Source organism: Cellulosimicrobium sp. NPDC030954 (genome assembly GCF_055571305.1).
This window is the reverse complement of the sequence record NZ_JBVIFN010000001.1, coordinates 184,067-198,978: the sequence shown is the minus strand read 5'-3', so window position 1 is coordinate 198,978 and position 14,912 is coordinate 184,067. Positions and strand designations below refer to the sequence as shown.

Sequence of the window (14,912 nt, the reverse complement as noted above, 5' to 3'; positions counted from 1 at the left end):
CCGGCTCGTGCCGGAGCACGCGCTCAGCCCCAGCCGAAGAGCTGGGTCCACACCCGGTCCGCGTGCCCGACGCCGATCTCGCGCAGGTCGCAGTTGAGGATGTTCGCCCGGTGCCCGGGGGAGTCCATCCACGCGCGCACCACGTCCTCGGCGGTCGCCTGCCCCTTCGCGATGTTCTCCGCACCGGGGTTCGGGTAGCCCTGGGTCTTCGCGCGGTCCCAGGGCGAGCGGCCGTCGAGGCTCGTGTGGTCGAAGTAGCCCTGGGCGAGCATGTCCTCGCTGTGCAGCTGCGCGGCGGCCGTGAGCCGCTCGTCGACCACGAGGGGCCCGCACCCCGCCGCGGCCCGCTCGGCGTTCGTCCGGTCGACGACGGCGGCGCCCTCGGCGGTGATCGTGCCCGGGCTGGCCGGGGCTGCTGACGCGGGTGCCGACGCCGCCGCGGGGCCGGACGTCGGGGCGGGCGTCACGCTCGGTGCAGGTTCCGTCCCGGCGTCCGACGGCACCGGGTCGCCCTGCGTGGCGCCGGGTGCCGCACCCGGCGCCTCGGACGACGGCGCGGGCGACGGCGCCTCGTCGCCCCCGGCCTCGGGCGCGCCGGCGTCGTCGCCCGGGCTCGACCCGCTCGGCGAGGCGGCTCCGCCCGGCGTCGCCGCGTCCCCCGAGGCGTCCCGGTCCGCCGTCGCGCGACCGTCCGCGAGCGTGCGGGAGGCGCTGTCGTCGCGCGGGTCGCGGCCGTCGAACCAGGTCTGCGGGTCGGTCCCCTGCCAGGGCAGCGCGGCGACCACCGGGCCGAGCGGGCCGACGTGCTCCGGGCGGACCTCACCGGTCATCGTCGCGAGCGTGACGCCCAGGGGCGGTCCGAGCAGCAGCGCCGCGGCGACCCCCGACGTCACGGCCACCCGCGGTGCTGCCCGCAGGTGCCGCGCGAACGGGTCGCCCCGCCGTCGTGCTGCTGCGGTCGCCGGGGCTGCCGGTCGGGACCGCGGCGCGTCCGCGGGCGCGCCAGCCCGGTGCCGGGGCGTGCGCTGCGGGGCCATCGCCCGACCCTACCCACCCCGGCCGTGGATGTGTACCGCTTCGTCCGTTCTGCCCGCGGTCCCCTTCCCGCCGGACCCGGGGCCTGGGGGTCAGGCGATCGACGGCTCCTCGGGCGCCGAGACGGTGAACACCGCGCCGGCGATGAGCGGCACGGACGTCACGCGGCGCTCGAGCTCGTCGAGCCGCAGCGCGACCGACGTCTCCGACTCGTCCCCGCGCAGGTCGACGCTCGCCACGAGGTACAGCGCGCGCGGGCCGACGTACTCGAGCCGCAGGTAGGTCACGCGCTCGACCTCCGGCAGGTCCCGGATGCCCTGCAGGACGGCGGCCCGCGTGGCGGGCATCGCGGCCTCGCCGACGAGGAAGCGGCGGTTGCGGTCGATGAGCACGACCGACACCACCGCGAGCACGAGGCCGACGACGATCGACCCGATCGCGTCCGGGACCGGAGAGCCGGTGAGCTGGTGCGCGAGCACCCCGCCGAACGCGACGACGAGGCCGACCAGCGCGGCGGCGTCCTCCGCGTACACGGCCCGCAGCGTGGGGTCGGACGTCACGAGCACGTGGTGCAGCGTGTCGCGGTCGGCGGCCCGCGCCTCGTCGCGCGCCTGGCGCCGGGCCCGCAGGAACGACACGCCCTCCAGGACGAACGCGAACGCCAGCACCGCGTAGGCGACGACGAAGTCGTCCGCGGGCTGGGGGTGCACGAGCTCCTGGATGCCGTGCGTGATCGACACCCCCGCGCCCACGGCGAACAGACCGATCGCCGCGAACATCGACCACACGTACGCCTCGCGGCCGAACCCGAGCGGGTGCTCGGCGTCGGCGGGGCGCCGCGAGCGCTTGTCGGCGACGAGCAGGAAGACCTCGTTGCCGGTGTCCGCCCACGAGTGCACGGCCTCGGCGAGCATCGACGCCGACCCGGTGATCGTCGCGGCGACGGTCTTGGCGCCCGCGACGAGCGCGTTGGCGAGGAACGCGACGACGACGGTGACGGTGCTCTCGCCCGCGTCCTCCGGCCGGGCGACCCGCGGGTTGCGCGACTCCGGCGGCGGCGGGGCGGGCGTGGGGGCGTCGGCCATGCAGCCGGTCTACCAGCCGTGCCCGCAGCCCGCGCGCGGAGCGGCGGTCGACGGCAGCCGCCGTCGGTCTCTGGACCCGACGAGCGCGTCAGCGCTCCGAGGTGTCGGGCCCGGCAGCGGGCCCGACGTCGCCGGCGGCGGTGTCGCCGGTGGCGGCCGGCTCCGCGTCGCCGGTCTCCCGACGCGCGCTCACGCGCGACGCCGGGCCGGCGGCGGCACCGGCGTCCTCGTGCTCGCCCGAGTCCTCGCGCTCGGCCGCGTCCTGGTCGCGCGTGAGCTCGTCCACGACGAGCAGGTCCGTGCGCACCTTGCCGGTCCGGTAGCCGGCGCGGCCGACCATGTGCGCCGCGACGGGCGAGGTGAGGAGCTGGAAGACCACGACGAGGAACAGCGTCGCGACGGCGCCCCACGAGCGCAGCCGCAGGCTCAGGCCCGCGAGCACGAGGATCAGCCCGAGGACCTGCGGCTTCGTCGCGGCGTGCATGCGCGCGAGCAGGTCGGGGAAGCGCACGACGCCGACCCCCGCGGCGAACGCGAGGAACGCGCCGCTCAGCAGGAAGACGGCCGAGACGACGTCGGCCAGGGTGTCCCAGAAGCTGGTCGCCGGGTCCATCAGCGCACCTCCCCCTCGGGCGCGCCGCCGTGGTGCTCGGGGTCCACGGCGGAGTCGCGGTCGGCCTCCTCGGCCTCGCGGCGCGCGGCGTCCTCCGCGGCGACCTCGTCGGCCGTGCGGATGCGGCCCTCGTCCTCGGGCTCGACGGACGCGAAGCGCGCGATCGTCACCGAGCCCACGAACCCGACGAGGGACAGCACGACGAGGATCGGGATGGTGTCGGTGCGCCGCGAGAACGCGGCCTCGAGCGCGATCGCGCCGACGAGAGTCGTCGTGAAGACGTCGAGCGCGATGGTGCGGTCGAGCATCGACGGGCCGCGCTCGGCGCGCACGATCGCGAGGCTCGCGCCGACCGCGAGCAGCGCGGCGGACGCGATCACGACGACGAGGTAGACGGTGTCGCTCATGCCTCGGCCACCTCTCGCTTCGACGGTTCGCGGTACAGGCCGGCCGCGCGCAGCTCGTCGTTGGACGCGAGCGCGTGCAGCACGCGGGCCTCCAGGGCGAGCGTGTCCTGGCGCACCTTCTCCACCCCGCCCGCGGTCTCGACGTCGAGCACGTGCAGGTAGAGCATCCCGGTGAGCCGGTGGGCCTCGACGACGATGGAGCCGGGCACGAGCGAGGAGAGCTCGGCCGTGATCGTCAGGTAGATGTCGGACGGGTTGCGCAGCCGCACGCCCACGACGGCGCCGCGCGGCGTGTGGCGGGGCGTGAGTGCGAGCAGGCTCACCTGGAACGACGCGACGACGAGGTCGGCGACGAAGCGCCCGACGAGCACGGCGAACGGCCACGGTCGGAGCTTCCCGCGCGCCGCGATCGACGGCAGCGGGAAGAACGTGATGACGGCGAAGCCCAGGATGACGCCCGCGAGGACGTTGCCCCACGACAGGTCGCCCCAGAGCATGACCCAGACGATCGTCAGCCACAGGATCGTGCGCCACTGCGTGGTGACGCGCGCGAACCAGCCGGAGGCGAGCGCGCGACGGCGACGGTGCAGGCTCATCCGTCCCCACCCCCGGCCGTCGTGGCGGGCTCCGTGCCCGTCTCGTCGGTCGCGACCTCGTTCGACTCGCCCTGCCCGCGGTCGGAGTCGCCCGGGAACACGGCGTCGACGTACGTGTGACCGTCGAGCAGCGTCGCGGCGGCGCGCTCGGTGTACGAGTAGAGCGGCCCGGCCACCACGGTGAGCGCGAGGCCGAACGCGACGAGCGCCGTCGCCGGACCGACCATGCCGCGCGGGAGGCGCGCGTCCGCGGGGATCTCCACGGGCGCCGTCTGCCAGAACGCCTTGTTCCACGCCTTGACGATCGCGTACAGCGTGAGCAGCGACGTGACGACGGACCCGACGACGAGCGCCCACGTGAGCGGCGTGCCCTGCGCGACGCCCTCCTCCAGCAGGCCCACCTTGCCGAGGAAGCCGGACAGCGGCGGGATCCCGGCGAGGTTCATCGCGGGGATGAAGAACAGGATCGCGAGCCCCGGCGCGAGCTTGGCGAGGCCGCCGAGCCGGTCGAGCGAGGTCGACCCGCCGCGACGTTCCACGAGGCCCACCACCAGGAACAGCGTCGTCTGGACGGTGATGTGGTGCACCACGTAGAAGATCGCGGCCGCCATGCCCGGCTCGGACGCGAGCGCGATGCCGAAGATCATGTAGCCGATGTGGCTGACGAGGGTGAACGAGAGCAGTCGCTTGATGTCGTTCTGCGCGACGGCACCGAGGATCCCGACGACCATCGTGAGCAGCGCGAGCCACATGAGCACGTCGTCGACCACGCTGTCCTCCGGGAACAGCAGCGTCTGCGTGCGGATGATCGCGTAGACGCCCACCTTGGTGAGCAGGCCGGCGAACACCGCCGTCACCGGCGCGGGCGCGGTCGGGTACGAGTCCGGCAGCCACGCGGACAGCGGGAAGATCGCCGCCTTGATGCCGAACGCGAGCAGCAGCAGGAGCTGGATGGTCAGGGCCACGCCCGGATCGATCTCGGCGTAGCGCTCCGAGAGCTGGGCGAGGTTCACCGTGCCCGTCGCCGCGTAGGTCAGCGCGATCGCGACGAGGAACACGATGGACGACAGCAGCGCCACGACGACGTAGATCGACCCCGCGCGGATGCGCTCGCCCGTGCCGCCGAGCGTCAGGAGCACGTAGCTCGCGGCGAGGAAGATCTCGAACCCGACGTAGAGGTTGAACAGGTCGCCCGAGAGGAACGCGTTGAACACGCCCGCCGCGAGGACCATGAACGTCGGGTGGTAGATGGCGACCGGCGCCTCCTCGTCGCCGTCCGCCACGCCCTGCGCGAGCGAGTACAGCAGGACGCACAGCATGACGAAGCTCGACACGACGAGCATGAGCGACGAGAGCCGGTCCGCGACGAGGTCGATCCCGACCGGCGCGGCCCAGCCGCCGACGTCGACGACGATCGGCCCGGAGTCGGCCGCGACGAGCAGCCCCACCGACGCGGCGAGGACGAGCGCGAGGGCGGCGACCGTGATGAGCCGCTGCGCGCGCGGGTGGCGCCACAGCGCGAGCGCGGCGCCGGCCGCGACGAGCGGGAGGACGACGGGCAGCGGGACGAGGGCCGCGGCGGTGAGGCTCATCGCGGCTCCTTCCCGTCGTGGCTGCGGTCGTCAGGTCGTGGGTCGTCCGGGCGGTCGTCGCGGGCGTCGTCGTCCACCGCGGCCTGCAGGGCCGGGGACGACGGCGGTTCCTGCCCGTCGGTGATCCCGTCGCCGTCGCCGTCGGTCTCGTCGCGGACCTGGGCGGCCTCGTCGTCCAGGCTCGCGCCGCTCTCCTCCGTGTCCGCGTCCTCGAACGCCGGGGCGTTGCGCGCGGCGTGCCGCGCGACCCGGCGGTCCTCGAGGTCGTCCTGCACCTCGTCGTGGCCGTGGAGCTGCCACGACCGGTACGCCATGGCGAGCACGAACGCCGTGATGCCGAGCGTGATGACGATCGCCGTGAGCACCATCGCCTGGACGAGCGGGTCGCTCATCTCGTCCTCGGGCGTCGTGCCGATGAGGGGCGCTCCCCCGGCGCGCCCGCCCGCGACGAGGAACAGCAGGTTCGCGCCGTTGCCCATGAGGATGAAGCCGAGCAGGACGCGCGTGAGGCTGCGCTCGAGCAGCAGGTAGACGCCCGCCGCGAAGAGCACGCCGATCGCGAGCACGAGGACGACGCTCGGGGTCATGTCGATGACGTTCACCGTCGGCCGCCCCCGATCGAGTCGGGCTCCATGGCCTCGAACGGCCCCGTGTCCTCGCCGGGCTCGCGCCCGGCGGCGGCGCGCTCGGCGTGCCGGTCGATCTCCGCCCCCAGGGTGCGCAGGATGTCGAGGACGAGGCCCACGACGACGAGGAACACGCCGACGTCGAAGAACAGCGACGTGACGAGGTGGATCTCCCCCACCAGCGGCAGCGCGATGTCGTACGCGTCGCTGCCGAGCACGTTGCCGGTGAGCAGGAACGCCACGAGCCCCACGCCTGCGGACAGGAACAGGCCCGTGCCGAGCAGCAGGCCCGGGTGCACCGGTGCCGCCTCGCCGAGCTCGTAGCGACCGCCCGCGAGGTAGCGCACGATGAGCGCGATCCCGACGACCAGCCCGGCCGCGAACCCGCCGCCGGGCGCGTTGTGGCCGGAGAACAGCAGGAAGAGCGCGAAGACGATCATCGCGTGGAACAGCACGCGCGTGACGACCTCGAAGATCACCGAGCGTCTCTGGGGAGCGAGCGTGCGCCCCGCGCTGAGCCACACGAGCATGCGCGGCTGGTCCTTCTCGGTGACGCCGCGGCGGCGCAGCGCCGCACCCGGGTCCGCGCTGCCCTCGCTCCACACGCCCGAGCCGGACGCCGTCGTGGCGGGCTTCGCACCCGACGCGCGCAGGATCTCGCCGCTGCGCGTGCGCAGGAAGACGAGCGACGCGACGCCGGTCGCCGCCGCCAGGAGGACGGAGATCTCGCCCATCGTGTCCCACGCACGGATGTCGACGAGGGTCACGTTGACGATGTTCTTGCCGTGCCCGAACTCGTACGCCTCGGCCGGGAAGTCGACCGAGATGGGCGTCGCGACCCGCGCGAGCGGCGCGACGACCGCGAAGCCCATCATGACGACGGCGACGGCCAGGCCGATGCCCAGGCGCACCCACCGGCTCGCGGCGAGCGGCCGGTTGGAGAAGTACGCGGGCAGGCGGCGCAGCACGAGCACCATGACGACGAGCGTGATCGTCTCGACGAGGACCTGCGTGAGCGCGAGGTCGGGGGCGCCGTGCAGGAGGAAGAGGACGGCGTTGCCGTAGCCGGCGATGCCGACGAGGATCACGGCCTTGAGCCGGCGGCGCGAGCGGGCGGCGAGCACCGACGCGATGCAGATCGCGGCGACGGCGACGAGCTGCGCCGGACGGTCCCAGGCCTTGAGCTGCTCGGGCCACGCCGTCTGCGCGACCATGACGACGCCCGGCCCCAGCACGAGGACCACGAGGATCGCGCCGAGGTAGAACGGCAGCGAGCCACGCTGGGTGACCGCGGTGACGTCGGCCGCGAGGTCGTCGAGCTTGCGCATGACCTTGCGGTACGTGACGTCGGCCTCCGGGCCGGTCCACAGCGACGCCTGGAAGCGCTCGACGCGCGCCCGCTGCCAGAACAGCACGACGCCGACCGCGAGGACGAGGACCGTGAGCGCGAGCGCGGGGGTGAAGCCCGCCCACAGGACGAGGTGCCCGGGCTCGCCCACGGGGTAGGTGTCCGCGTAGGGCGCGAGGAGATCCTCGCCGAAGTGGGGCACGAGCGCGGTCGCGAGGCCGAGGACCGCGAGCACGACGGCGGGCCCCACCAGCAGGACCGGCTGGCGGTGGATGCGCGCGGGGTCGATCGGCGGCTCGTCGGCCTCGACCGCCGGGCGGCGCGCGGCGGCCGCGCGCACGCCCACGTGCTCGTTGGCCCGCGCCGGGGGCGTGCCGAGGTGCGGCTTGGACGCGAACGCTCCCCACCAGAACCGGATCCCGTACGCGACCGTGAACATCGACCCGACGACGACCGCCCACAGGACCACCGTGTCGACCCAGACCGGTCCCTCACCGTGCAGGAGCGACTCGAGCGCCGCCTCCTTCGCGACGTAGCCCGCGAACGGCGGCAGCCCGATCATCGACGCGGCCGCGAGCCCGCCCGCGACCGCCGTCCACGGCAGGGCCTTGCCCACGCCCGTGAGCCGGCGCAGGTCGCGCGTGCCGGTCGCGGCGTCGACGACGCCGACCACGAGGAACAGCGACGCCTTGAACATCGCGTGCGCGCCGATCATCGCGAGCCCCGCGAGGGCGGCCCCGCGCGTCCCGAGGCCGACGAGCAGGATGATGAGGCCGAGCTGGCTCACCGTGCCGAACGCGAGCACGAGCTTGAGGTCGTACTGGCGCAGCGCGCGGTAGCCGCCGACGAGCAGCGTGCCCGCGCCGAGCGCGATGACCATCGACCGCCACACGGTCGTGTCGGAGTAGGCGGGCGCGAACCGGGCGACGAGGTAGACGCCGGCCTTGACCATCGCGGCCGCGTGCAGGTAGGCGCTGACGGGCGTCGGGGCCGCCATCGCCGCGGGCAGCCAGAAGTGCAGCGGGATGAGCGCGGACTTGCTCGCCGCGCCGACCAGGAGGCACACGATCGCGGCCGTCACCGCGCCGCCCGCGGGCGGGTCGGCGATGATCTCCGACATCCGGAAGGTCCCGCCCTGGACCCCGAGGATCACGACGCCCACGAGCATCGCCAGGCCGCCCGCCGTCGTCACGACGATCGCCTGCATCGCGGCACGACGGCTCGCCTTGCGGTCCGCGTAGTGCCCGATGAGGAGGTAGGAGAAGACGGTCGTGAGCTCCCAGAAGACGAACAGGAGCAGCATGTCGTCCGCGGTGACGAGCCCCACCATGGCCCCGGCGAACGCCGTGAGCACGCCGCCGAACCGCCGCAGGCCCTGCGCGGTGGGCGAGAAGTAGGCCGAGCAGTAGACGAGGACGAGCGCGCCGACGCCGCCGACGAGCAGCAGCATGAGCCACGACAGCGTGTCCATGCGGAAGGCGAGCTCGAGACCCAGGCCCGGCACCCACTCGACGACCTGGGTGGGGTGCTCCCCCGCCATCACGCGCTCGGTCCAGGCGAGCGCGTAGACGGCCGCCGACGCCGGCGCGAGCGCCATGACGAGGAACGCCCGGCGGCCGAGGAACGAGACGAGTGCGGGCGCGCCCAGTGCCATCACGAGATGAGCAACGAGCACGTAGAGCACGGGCCGCTCCGTCCGGGTCGGGGGCGGGGTGGGCAGGCAGGACCGGGGGACTTGCTGGACTTGTCATCGTCGCACCCGCGGAAGGGAGTCGCAGGGCACGACAGTTCACGGCGACGGCGATGCCGTGCCGCGGATCATTTTACCGACTCCTCAGCCCTCCTCCGGCCCCGCAGCCCGGACCGTGACCGATTCCTCAGTCTCCCGTCACAGATCCTCGGGGTCCACGAGGAACTCCGCCTCGTCCGCGATCTCGCCCCCCACGGCGTCGTGCAGCGTCCGGGCGACCTGCGCGACGACCTCCGCCGCGCGCTTGCGCGCGACCTGGTGGTCGAGCGACGGCTGCTCCTGCTGGGACTCGACGAGGTCGCGCGGCTCCCACCGCACGCGGTAGCTCACGGCGCCGTCGGCCGTCCACGGCAGGCCGCGCAGCAGGAGCGGCAGGGCCTCCTCGCCGCCGACCTCCACCGCGACGAGCCCGTCCATGCCGAGGTCGACGATGAGGCCGTACCCGTCGAGGACCGCGCCGGTCGTCAGCGCCTTGATGTCGACGTCGTCAGCGGCCGCGTGGATCGCGCGCCGCAGCGCGGGGTCCATCTTCTCGCCCGGGTAGAGCGGCAGCTCCGCGATGCCCTTCGGCGGCCCCTCGTACGACTTCCCCTCGGTCGCGAGCCGCGTGCGGGGGTTGAGCCGCGCGACGAGCGAGAGCGCGGCGTTGGGGTCCAGCCAGACGTCCGAGTACAGCGTCATGTCGACCGCGACGCCCGGGTCCGGCGTGAGCACGACGCCCGGCGCGGCCGGGTTCCCGACGTCGGTCCGCACCGACCCGCCGAGGCGGCGCGCCGCCGCGACGAGGAACGCCACGACCCGCTCCTCCTCGCGCACCGGCAGCCCGCCGGGGAACGCGCGCCCGACGCCGTCGCGGTCCCCGCCCCCCGGGTAGGGGACGTCGCCGCGCTCGCGCGGGCACACGACGTCGAACACGAGCGTCGTGCCCGGCGGCAGACCGGAGCCGGGGCCGGCGTACGGGCCCGTGATCGTCGTGTGGCGCGACGTGCGCAGCACGCCCGGCGCCCCGGGGGCCGCCGTGCGGGCGGGCGGCACGAGCGGCTCGGTGCCCTCCGGCGCGACGTCCCAGCGCGCGCCCGCGAACCGCGAGAGCGCGAGCGTCTCGACCTCGTCCACGACGACGTCGGCCGGGAGCCCGAGCAGGTGCCGCGCCTGGTACGACTGCGCGGCGCCGGGCCCGTCGGGGTGCGGCAGCGGCGGGAGCGGGCTCATGCGGTGCGGTCCTCCGGTCATCGGGTCCTGCGGGGTCGAACGGCGTCCGACGCGGCGTGCCGCGCTCAGACGTCGGTGCGGTGGAAGCTCTGCCACGAGCGGGAGGCCGTCGGGCCGCGCTGGCCCTGGTAGCGGGAGCCGTAGACGCTCGACCCGTACGGGTTCTCGGCGGGCGACGACAGCCGGAAGAAGCACAGCTGCCCGATCTTCATGCCCGGCCACAGCGTGATCGGGAGCGTCGCGACGTTGCTCAGCTCGAGCGTCACGTGCCCGGAGAACCCGGGGTCGATGAAGCCGGCCGTGGAGTGCGTGAGCAGGCCGAGCCGGCCGAGGCTGGACTTGCCCTCGAGGCGCGCGGCCACGTCGTCGGGCAGCGTCACCGCCTCGAACGTCGACCCGAGGACGAACTCCCCCGGGTGCAGCACGAACGGCTCCGCCGGGTCGACCTCGACCAGGCGCGTGAGGTCCGGCTGGTCCTGCGACGGGTCGATGAACGGGTACTTGTGGTTGTCGAACAGCCGGAAGAACCGGTCGAGGCGCACGTCGATGCTCGACGGCTGGAGCATCGACGGGTCGTACGGCTCGAGCTGGACGCGCCCGGCGTCGAGCTCGGCCCGGATGTCGCGGTCGGAGAGCAGCACGGGCCCACGCTAGCCGACGCCGGGGCCCGCCAGGAGCGGTCGCCGAACCCTGGATCCGCGGTCACCCCACGGGGCCGTCCCCGGGGTCGCGGGTCGTCTCGACGGCGAGATGACCCGCGACCCCGGGTTCGGCGAGGCGTCAGGCGCGCAGCGGGCGGCCCGTCGAGTCCACCGAGTAGTAGCCCGTCTTCGAGGTCAGGTAGAGGATCCCCTCGACGAGGCCCCAGATCGCGATGACCGGCGCGGCGAAGCCGAACGACAGCACCGACACGAGCAGCATCGTCAGGCCAATGCCCGTGTAGCCCAGGTAGAACCGGTGGATGCCGAGGCTCCCGACGAGGATCCCGAGCAGGCCCGCGGCGAGCCGGGACTTGGCCTGGGGGTCGTACGCGGGGTCGAAGCCGGGCTGTCCGTACGCGCCGGGCTGCGCGTACCCCGGCTGCTGGCCGTAGCCCTGCTGCGGGTAGCCCTGCGGGTAGCCCTGCTGCTGCTCGGCGCCGTAGGCCTGCCCCTGCGGCTGGCCGTACCCCGCCTGCGCGCCGGGCGTCCCGTACGGCTGCTGGCCGTAGGCGTCGCCGTAGCCCTGCGGCTGGCCGTAGCCCTGCTCGCCGTAGGCCTGCTGCCCCGGGTCGGGCTGGCCCGCGGGAGCCGCGCCCGACGGCGTCGCCCCGCCCCCGTAGACCGGGTCGCCCGGGGCCGGGCTCCCCTGCGCGGGGTCGGGCTGCTGCTGGTACGGGTTCTCGGACAAGGCTGCTCCTCCGGCGTGCGCCGCACACGGGCGCGGATCGGGTCGTCGTGCGGTCGGGTTCTGGCATCACCGGCGACGTCCGCTATGATCGGGGCGCGCGCTGGTTCGCCGAGGATCCTCCCAGAGGGCCCGGGGCGGACGCCACCAGCGCCGCGCGGGTGTAGTTCAATGGTAGAACTTCAGCTTCCCAAGCTGATAGCGCGGGTTCGATTCCCGTCACCCGCTCAGCGCACGAGAGCCCCGCACCGGTCCGGTGCGGGGCTCTCGTCGTCATGGCCAGGCGGCGAGCAGGTCATCGGCCGTCCACACCCGGGACAGGCGCGGGTCGTCGTCGGCACCGGCCGGGCAGACCGCGACGAGCGGGGTCGCGGCGCCGACGCCCGGCACGTGGACGGCGTCGGCGGCGAGCGCCGCGACGTCCCGCGCCGTGAACGGCGTGCGGGCATGCCACTTGATGCTCCCGACGAACGCGATGGTGCGCGCGGGGCGCGTGTCCGCCGCGACGAGGTCGATCTCGGGGGTGTTGTTCCGCGGCCACCACCCTCCGACCTCTCGGGCACCGGGCCAGGCCTCGTCAGGCAGCAGGCGCGCGAGAGCCTCCCGCACCACGGGTTCGATCGCGCGACCGCGCCAGGACGAGAACGTCGTCTCGAACCGGGCGGCAGCCAGGTCGGGTCGACCGCGGTCGATGTCCGGGAGCGCGGGCTCGACCATCGCGAGCCAGAACCGCAGCGCCGGGTCGGAGACCCGCCAGCGCCGGTCCTTCGTCGCGGCCCGGGTGGAGAGCGGCTCGTCGGCGGCGATCACGCGTTTCTCGGCCAGGAGCCCGAGCGACCGGTCGAGCGTCGTCGGGGAGATCGAGCCGTCGAGAGCCTGGAGGATCCGCGAGTAGGTCCGTTCGCCCTTGCCGCCGATCGCCGTCAGCACCATCCGGGCGTGCGACGTGGAGGGCAGCTCGCCGTCGAGGACCCTCGTCCCGGAGACGACGAGCGCACTCGTCGGCCGCTCGTACGCGCGCCGCACGAAGGCCACGGGCGGCTCCTCCGGCTGCCACTCCTGCGCGACGAGCGGCTGTCCGCCCGTGACGAGGAACGCGTCGAAGGCGTGGGCTCCCGTCAGTCCCGTCATCCGGGCGACGTCCCGAGGGGACAGAGCACGCAGCAGCATCTCGGTCGCGCGCCCGTGGAACGGTTGGTCCGGACGCCCGAGCGCCTCCATCATCGCCAGGTCGCTCCCGAGGAGGAGCAGCAGCACGGGCCGTCGCGAGAGCTCCCGGTCCCAGACGCGCTGCAGCTCCCCGGCGCCACCCTGGATCCCCTCGAGCAGCCAGGGCAGCTCGTCCACGACGACGATGGCCGGGGTCTCGGCAGGCAGCGCGGCCGCCAGCAACCGGAGGGCAGCGGTGAAGGAGGTGGGCCTGTTCTCCTCCGCGACGGCGGCACCGGGTAGGTCCGACCGCGCGACAGCCTCGGCGAACGCCGCGAGCTCGTCCCCCGGGGGAGCGTGTCGCGCCGCCTGGAAGTACACGGACGGGACGCCCTCCCGCTCGATGAGCTCTGTCACGAGGCGCGACTTGCCGACGCGGCGGCGGCCTCGAAGCAGCACGGCGACGCCGGCATCCGCCCGCCCACCCGTCCGGACGACGTCCAGCTGGTGCGCGAGCTCGCGCAGCTCCGTCGCACGCCCGACGAATCCCACCATGACACCCCCTCAGATCAAACCCCCACCAAGAATACTAACTCTTGTGGGGGTATCAAGCGCCGAGCCCGGGGTCGATCCTCACGGCGACGGTGACGTGGGGAACGACCCCGGGCTCGGCGGTCTGAGGGTGGGCCTCAGCCCAGGATGCTGCCCGCGGCCTTCGCCGAGGCGGCGAGCGATCCGGTGAGCGGCAGGTCGGGGAGGATCACGGCCTGGGCGGCGTGGTAGACGTCGGGCTTGCCGACCCACGTGACGCCGTCGGGGCGGTTGGCCGTGTCGAGCTCGTGGTGCCACGAGCCGCGCTCGGGGTCGACGAGGAACCGGTCGATCCACGCCCACCAGCCCGCGGCGGCCTCGGCGAAGCGCGACTCCCCCGTGACCCGGCCGAGCACGTCGGCGGCGGCCACGGCCTCGGCCGCGACCCAGTGGTAGCGGCGCGGCTCGACGGGCACCCCGGACCAGTCGACGGTGTACACGAACCCGCCGCCGTGCTCGCCGTCCCAGCCGTCGGCGACGGCGCGGTCGAACAGCGCGACCGCGGCCTCGGTGCGCGCACCGGGCGTGCCGGCCGCGATGTCGACCTGGAGGAGGAGGCGAGCCCACTCGAGCCCGTGCCCCGGCGTCGACCCGTACGGCTTGAACGGGTCGCGCGGGCGGTCGGCGTTGTAGTCCGGCAGCGGGTTCCAGTCCGCGTCGAAGTGCTCGGGGATGCGCCACTCGTTCTCGCGCGCCCACCCGACCACGCGGTCCGCGATCGACGCGGCGCGGTCGAGCCACTCGGCGTCGCCGGTCGCGTCGTGGGCCGCGAGCAGCGCCTCGACCGCGTGCATGTTCGCGTTGACGCCGCGGTACTCGTCGAGCGTGGTCCAGTCGCGCGTCCACTCGTCCGCGTGCATGCGCGGGCCGGGCTCCCAGAACCGCTCGTCGAGCACGGCGAGCGCCGCGTCGAGCAGCTCGCGCGCGCCCTCGCGGCCCGCGATCGTCCCCGACGCCGCGGCGAGCACCACGAACGCGTGCGCGTAGGCGCTCTTCGTCCCGTCCACCGGGACCCCCTCCCCCACGTCGAGGTCGCCCGGCCGGCGGGCCGGGCCCCGCGACGACACCCAGCCGCCGTTCTCCGCGTCCACGAGCACCGCGCGCAGCCCGTGCAGCGCCGCGTCCGCGTGCTCCCCCGCCCCCGGGACCCCGAGCAGCGACGCGAACGCGTACACGTGCGCCATGCGCGACGTGATCCACGTGTGCACCGGCCGGGTCGGGTCGGGGCGGTCGTCGTCGTCGAGCCACTGCGCGGCCCCGTCGGCACGCAGCGACGCCTCGCCGAAGTGCAGCAGGTCGGCGAGCTGGTCGCGACGCCAGCGAGCGTGGCCCGCCGTGTGGTCGCCCTGGGGGTCGACGGCGGGGGTGGGCCGCTCGGACGGGTGCTCGGTCATGTCGTGGTCCTTCTCGTGCTGGGAACGTGGTGCCGCACCGGGCGCGGTGCCGGTACGGCGCGGTGCCCCGGGACGATCATCCCGGGGCACCGCCGGTGGTGCATGCTCACCTCGCGCCCCGGAGACCG

General features: G+C 74.4%; 13 protein-coding genes and 1 tRNA gene. 1 reads left to right on the top strand and 13 read right to left on the bottom strand.

Going from position 1 to position 14,912, the window contains the following annotated elements:
• Positions 1 to 23 precede the first annotated feature (23 nt).
• The 11 genes from ACZ402_RS00825 to ACZ402_RS00775 all read right to left on the bottom strand — a co-directional run bounded on the left by ACZ402_RS00825 (position 24) and on the right by ACZ402_RS00775 (position 11,653).
• Positions 24 to 1,037: a CAP domain-containing protein gene (locus tag ACZ402_RS00825; RefSeq protein WP_375822692.1), complete on the bottom strand. Its 1,014-nt coding sequence runs from the start codon at positions 1,035 to 1,037 to the stop codon at positions 24 to 26.
• Between the two features lie 90 nt (positions 1,038 to 1,127).
• A complete protein-coding gene (locus tag ACZ402_RS00820) occupies positions 1,128 to 2,120 on the bottom strand; it encodes a cation diffusion facilitator family transporter (protein ID WP_375822694.1) in 993 nt (330 codons plus the stop codon).
• Between the two features lie 88 nt (positions 2,121 to 2,208).
• Entirely contained in the window at positions 2,209 to 2,733 is a 525-nt protein-coding gene (gene mnhG / locus ACZ402_RS00815) for a monovalent cation/H(+) antiporter subunit G (RefSeq protein ID WP_375822696.1), read from the bottom strand.
• Positions 2,733 to 3,140, bottom strand: coding sequence for an MrpF/PhaF family protein (locus tag ACZ402_RS00810; RefSeq protein ID WP_087470905.1), 408 nt, complete (start codon positions 3,138 to 3,140; stop codon positions 2,733 to 2,735). Before ACZ402_RS00810 ends, mnhG begins: the two co-directional genes overlap by 1 nt.
• Positions 3,137 to 3,736 carry a Na+/H+ antiporter subunit E gene (locus tag ACZ402_RS00805; protein WP_375822698.1) on the bottom strand — a complete coding sequence of 200 codons (600 nt, stop codon included), beginning with the start codon at positions 3,734 to 3,736 and terminating at the stop codon, positions 3,137 to 3,139. The genes ACZ402_RS00810 and ACZ402_RS00805 overlap by 4 nt, the downstream gene beginning before the upstream one ends.
• Positions 3,733 to 5,328, bottom strand: coding sequence for a Na+/H+ antiporter subunit D (locus ACZ402_RS00800; protein ID WP_375822700.1), 1,596 nt, complete (start codon positions 5,326 to 5,328; stop codon positions 3,733 to 3,735). Before ACZ402_RS00800 ends, ACZ402_RS00805 begins: the two co-directional genes overlap by 4 nt.
• Positions 5,325 to 5,915: a Na(+)/H(+) antiporter subunit C gene (locus ACZ402_RS00795; protein ID WP_375822702.1), complete on the bottom strand. Its 591-nt coding sequence runs from the start codon at positions 5,913 to 5,915 to the stop codon at positions 5,325 to 5,327. The genes ACZ402_RS00800 and ACZ402_RS00795 overlap by 4 nt, the downstream gene beginning before the upstream one ends.
• Before the next feature lie 11 nt (positions 5,916 to 5,926).
• Entirely contained in the window at positions 5,927 to 8,986 is a 3,060-nt protein-coding gene (locus tag ACZ402_RS00790; RefSeq protein WP_375822704.1) for a Na+/H+ antiporter subunit A, read from the bottom strand.
• A 204-nt stretch (positions 8,987 to 9,190) separates the two neighbouring features.
• Positions 9,191 to 10,264 carry a hypothetical protein gene (locus ACZ402_RS00785; protein WP_375822706.1) on the bottom strand — a complete coding sequence of 358 codons (1,074 nt, stop codon included), beginning with the start codon at positions 10,262 to 10,264 and terminating at the stop codon, positions 9,191 to 9,193.
• Between the two features lie 65 nt (positions 10,265 to 10,329).
• Positions 10,330 to 10,905 carry a dCTP deaminase gene (dcd, locus tag ACZ402_RS00780; protein ID WP_047233554.1) on the bottom strand — a complete coding sequence of 192 codons (576 nt, stop codon included), beginning with the start codon at positions 10,903 to 10,905 and terminating at the stop codon, positions 10,330 to 10,332.
• A gap of 139 nt (positions 10,906 to 11,044) precedes the next feature.
• The gene (locus ACZ402_RS00775; protein ID WP_375822708.1) at positions 11,045 to 11,653 is read right to left on the bottom strand and encodes a TM2 domain-containing protein; all 609 of its coding nucleotides are present in this window, start codon (positions 11,651 to 11,653) and stop codon (positions 11,045 to 11,047) included.
• A 154-nt stretch (positions 11,654 to 11,807) separates the two neighbouring features.
• On the opposite strand from ACZ402_RS00775, the gene ACZ402_RS00770 reads away from it, so the two are divergent.
• Positions 11,808 to 11,878 (top strand) — tRNA-Gly (locus ACZ402_RS00770).
• Positions 11,879 to 11,923: 45 nt separating this feature from the next.
• Here the strand turns inward: ACZ402_RS00770 and ACZ402_RS00765 are convergent.
• Entirely contained in the window at positions 11,924 to 13,354 is a 1,431-nt protein-coding gene (locus tag ACZ402_RS00765; RefSeq protein WP_375822710.1) for an ATP-binding protein, read from the bottom strand.
• Between the two features lie 134 nt (positions 13,355 to 13,488).
• Positions 13,489 to 14,784 carry an AGE family epimerase/isomerase gene (locus ACZ402_RS00760; protein ID WP_375822712.1) on the bottom strand — a complete coding sequence of 432 codons (1,296 nt, stop codon included), beginning with the start codon at positions 14,782 to 14,784 and terminating at the stop codon, positions 13,489 to 13,491.
• Between the last annotated feature and the right edge of the window lie 128 nt (positions 14,785 to 14,912).

Bases quoted from the DNA above. Each gene is read 5' to 3' on its own strand.
- ACZ402_RS00825 (WP_375822692.1), bottom strand. From the start codon at position 1,037: ATGGCCCCGCAGCGCACGCCCCGGCACCGGGCTGGCGCGCCCGCGGAC.
- ACZ402_RS00820 (WP_375822694.1), bottom strand. From the start codon at position 2,120: ATGGCCGACGCCCCCACGCCCGCCCCGCCGCCGCCGGAGTCGCGCAAC.
- mnhG (WP_375822696.1), bottom strand. From the start codon at position 2,733: ATGGACCCGGCGACCAGCTTCTGGGACACCCTGGCCGACGTCGTCTCG.
- ACZ402_RS00810 (WP_087470905.1), bottom strand. From the start codon at position 3,140: ATGAGCGACACCGTCTACCTCGTCGTCGTGATCGCGTCCGCCGCGCTG.
- ACZ402_RS00805 (WP_375822698.1), bottom strand. From the start codon at position 3,736: ATGAGCCTGCACCGTCGCCGTCGCGCGCTCGCCTCCGGCTGGTTCGCG.
- ACZ402_RS00800 (WP_375822700.1), bottom strand. From the start codon at position 5,328: ATGAGCCTCACCGCCGCGGCCCTCGTCCCGCTGCCCGTCGTCCTCCCG.
- ACZ402_RS00795 (WP_375822702.1), bottom strand. From the start codon at position 5,915: ATGACCCCGAGCGTCGTCCTCGTGCTCGCGATCGGCGTGCTCTTCGCG.
- ACZ402_RS00785 (WP_375822706.1), bottom strand. From the start codon at position 10,264: ATGAGCCCGCTCCCGCCGCTGCCGCACCCCGACGGGCCCGGCGCCGCG.
- ACZ402_RS00765 (WP_375822710.1), bottom strand. From the start codon at position 13,354: ATGGTGGGATTCGTCGGGCGTGCGACGGAGCTGCGCGAGCTCGCGCAC.
- ACZ402_RS00760 (WP_375822712.1), bottom strand. From the start codon at position 14,784: ATGACCGAGCACCCGTCCGAGCGGCCCACCCCCGCCGTCGACCCCCAG.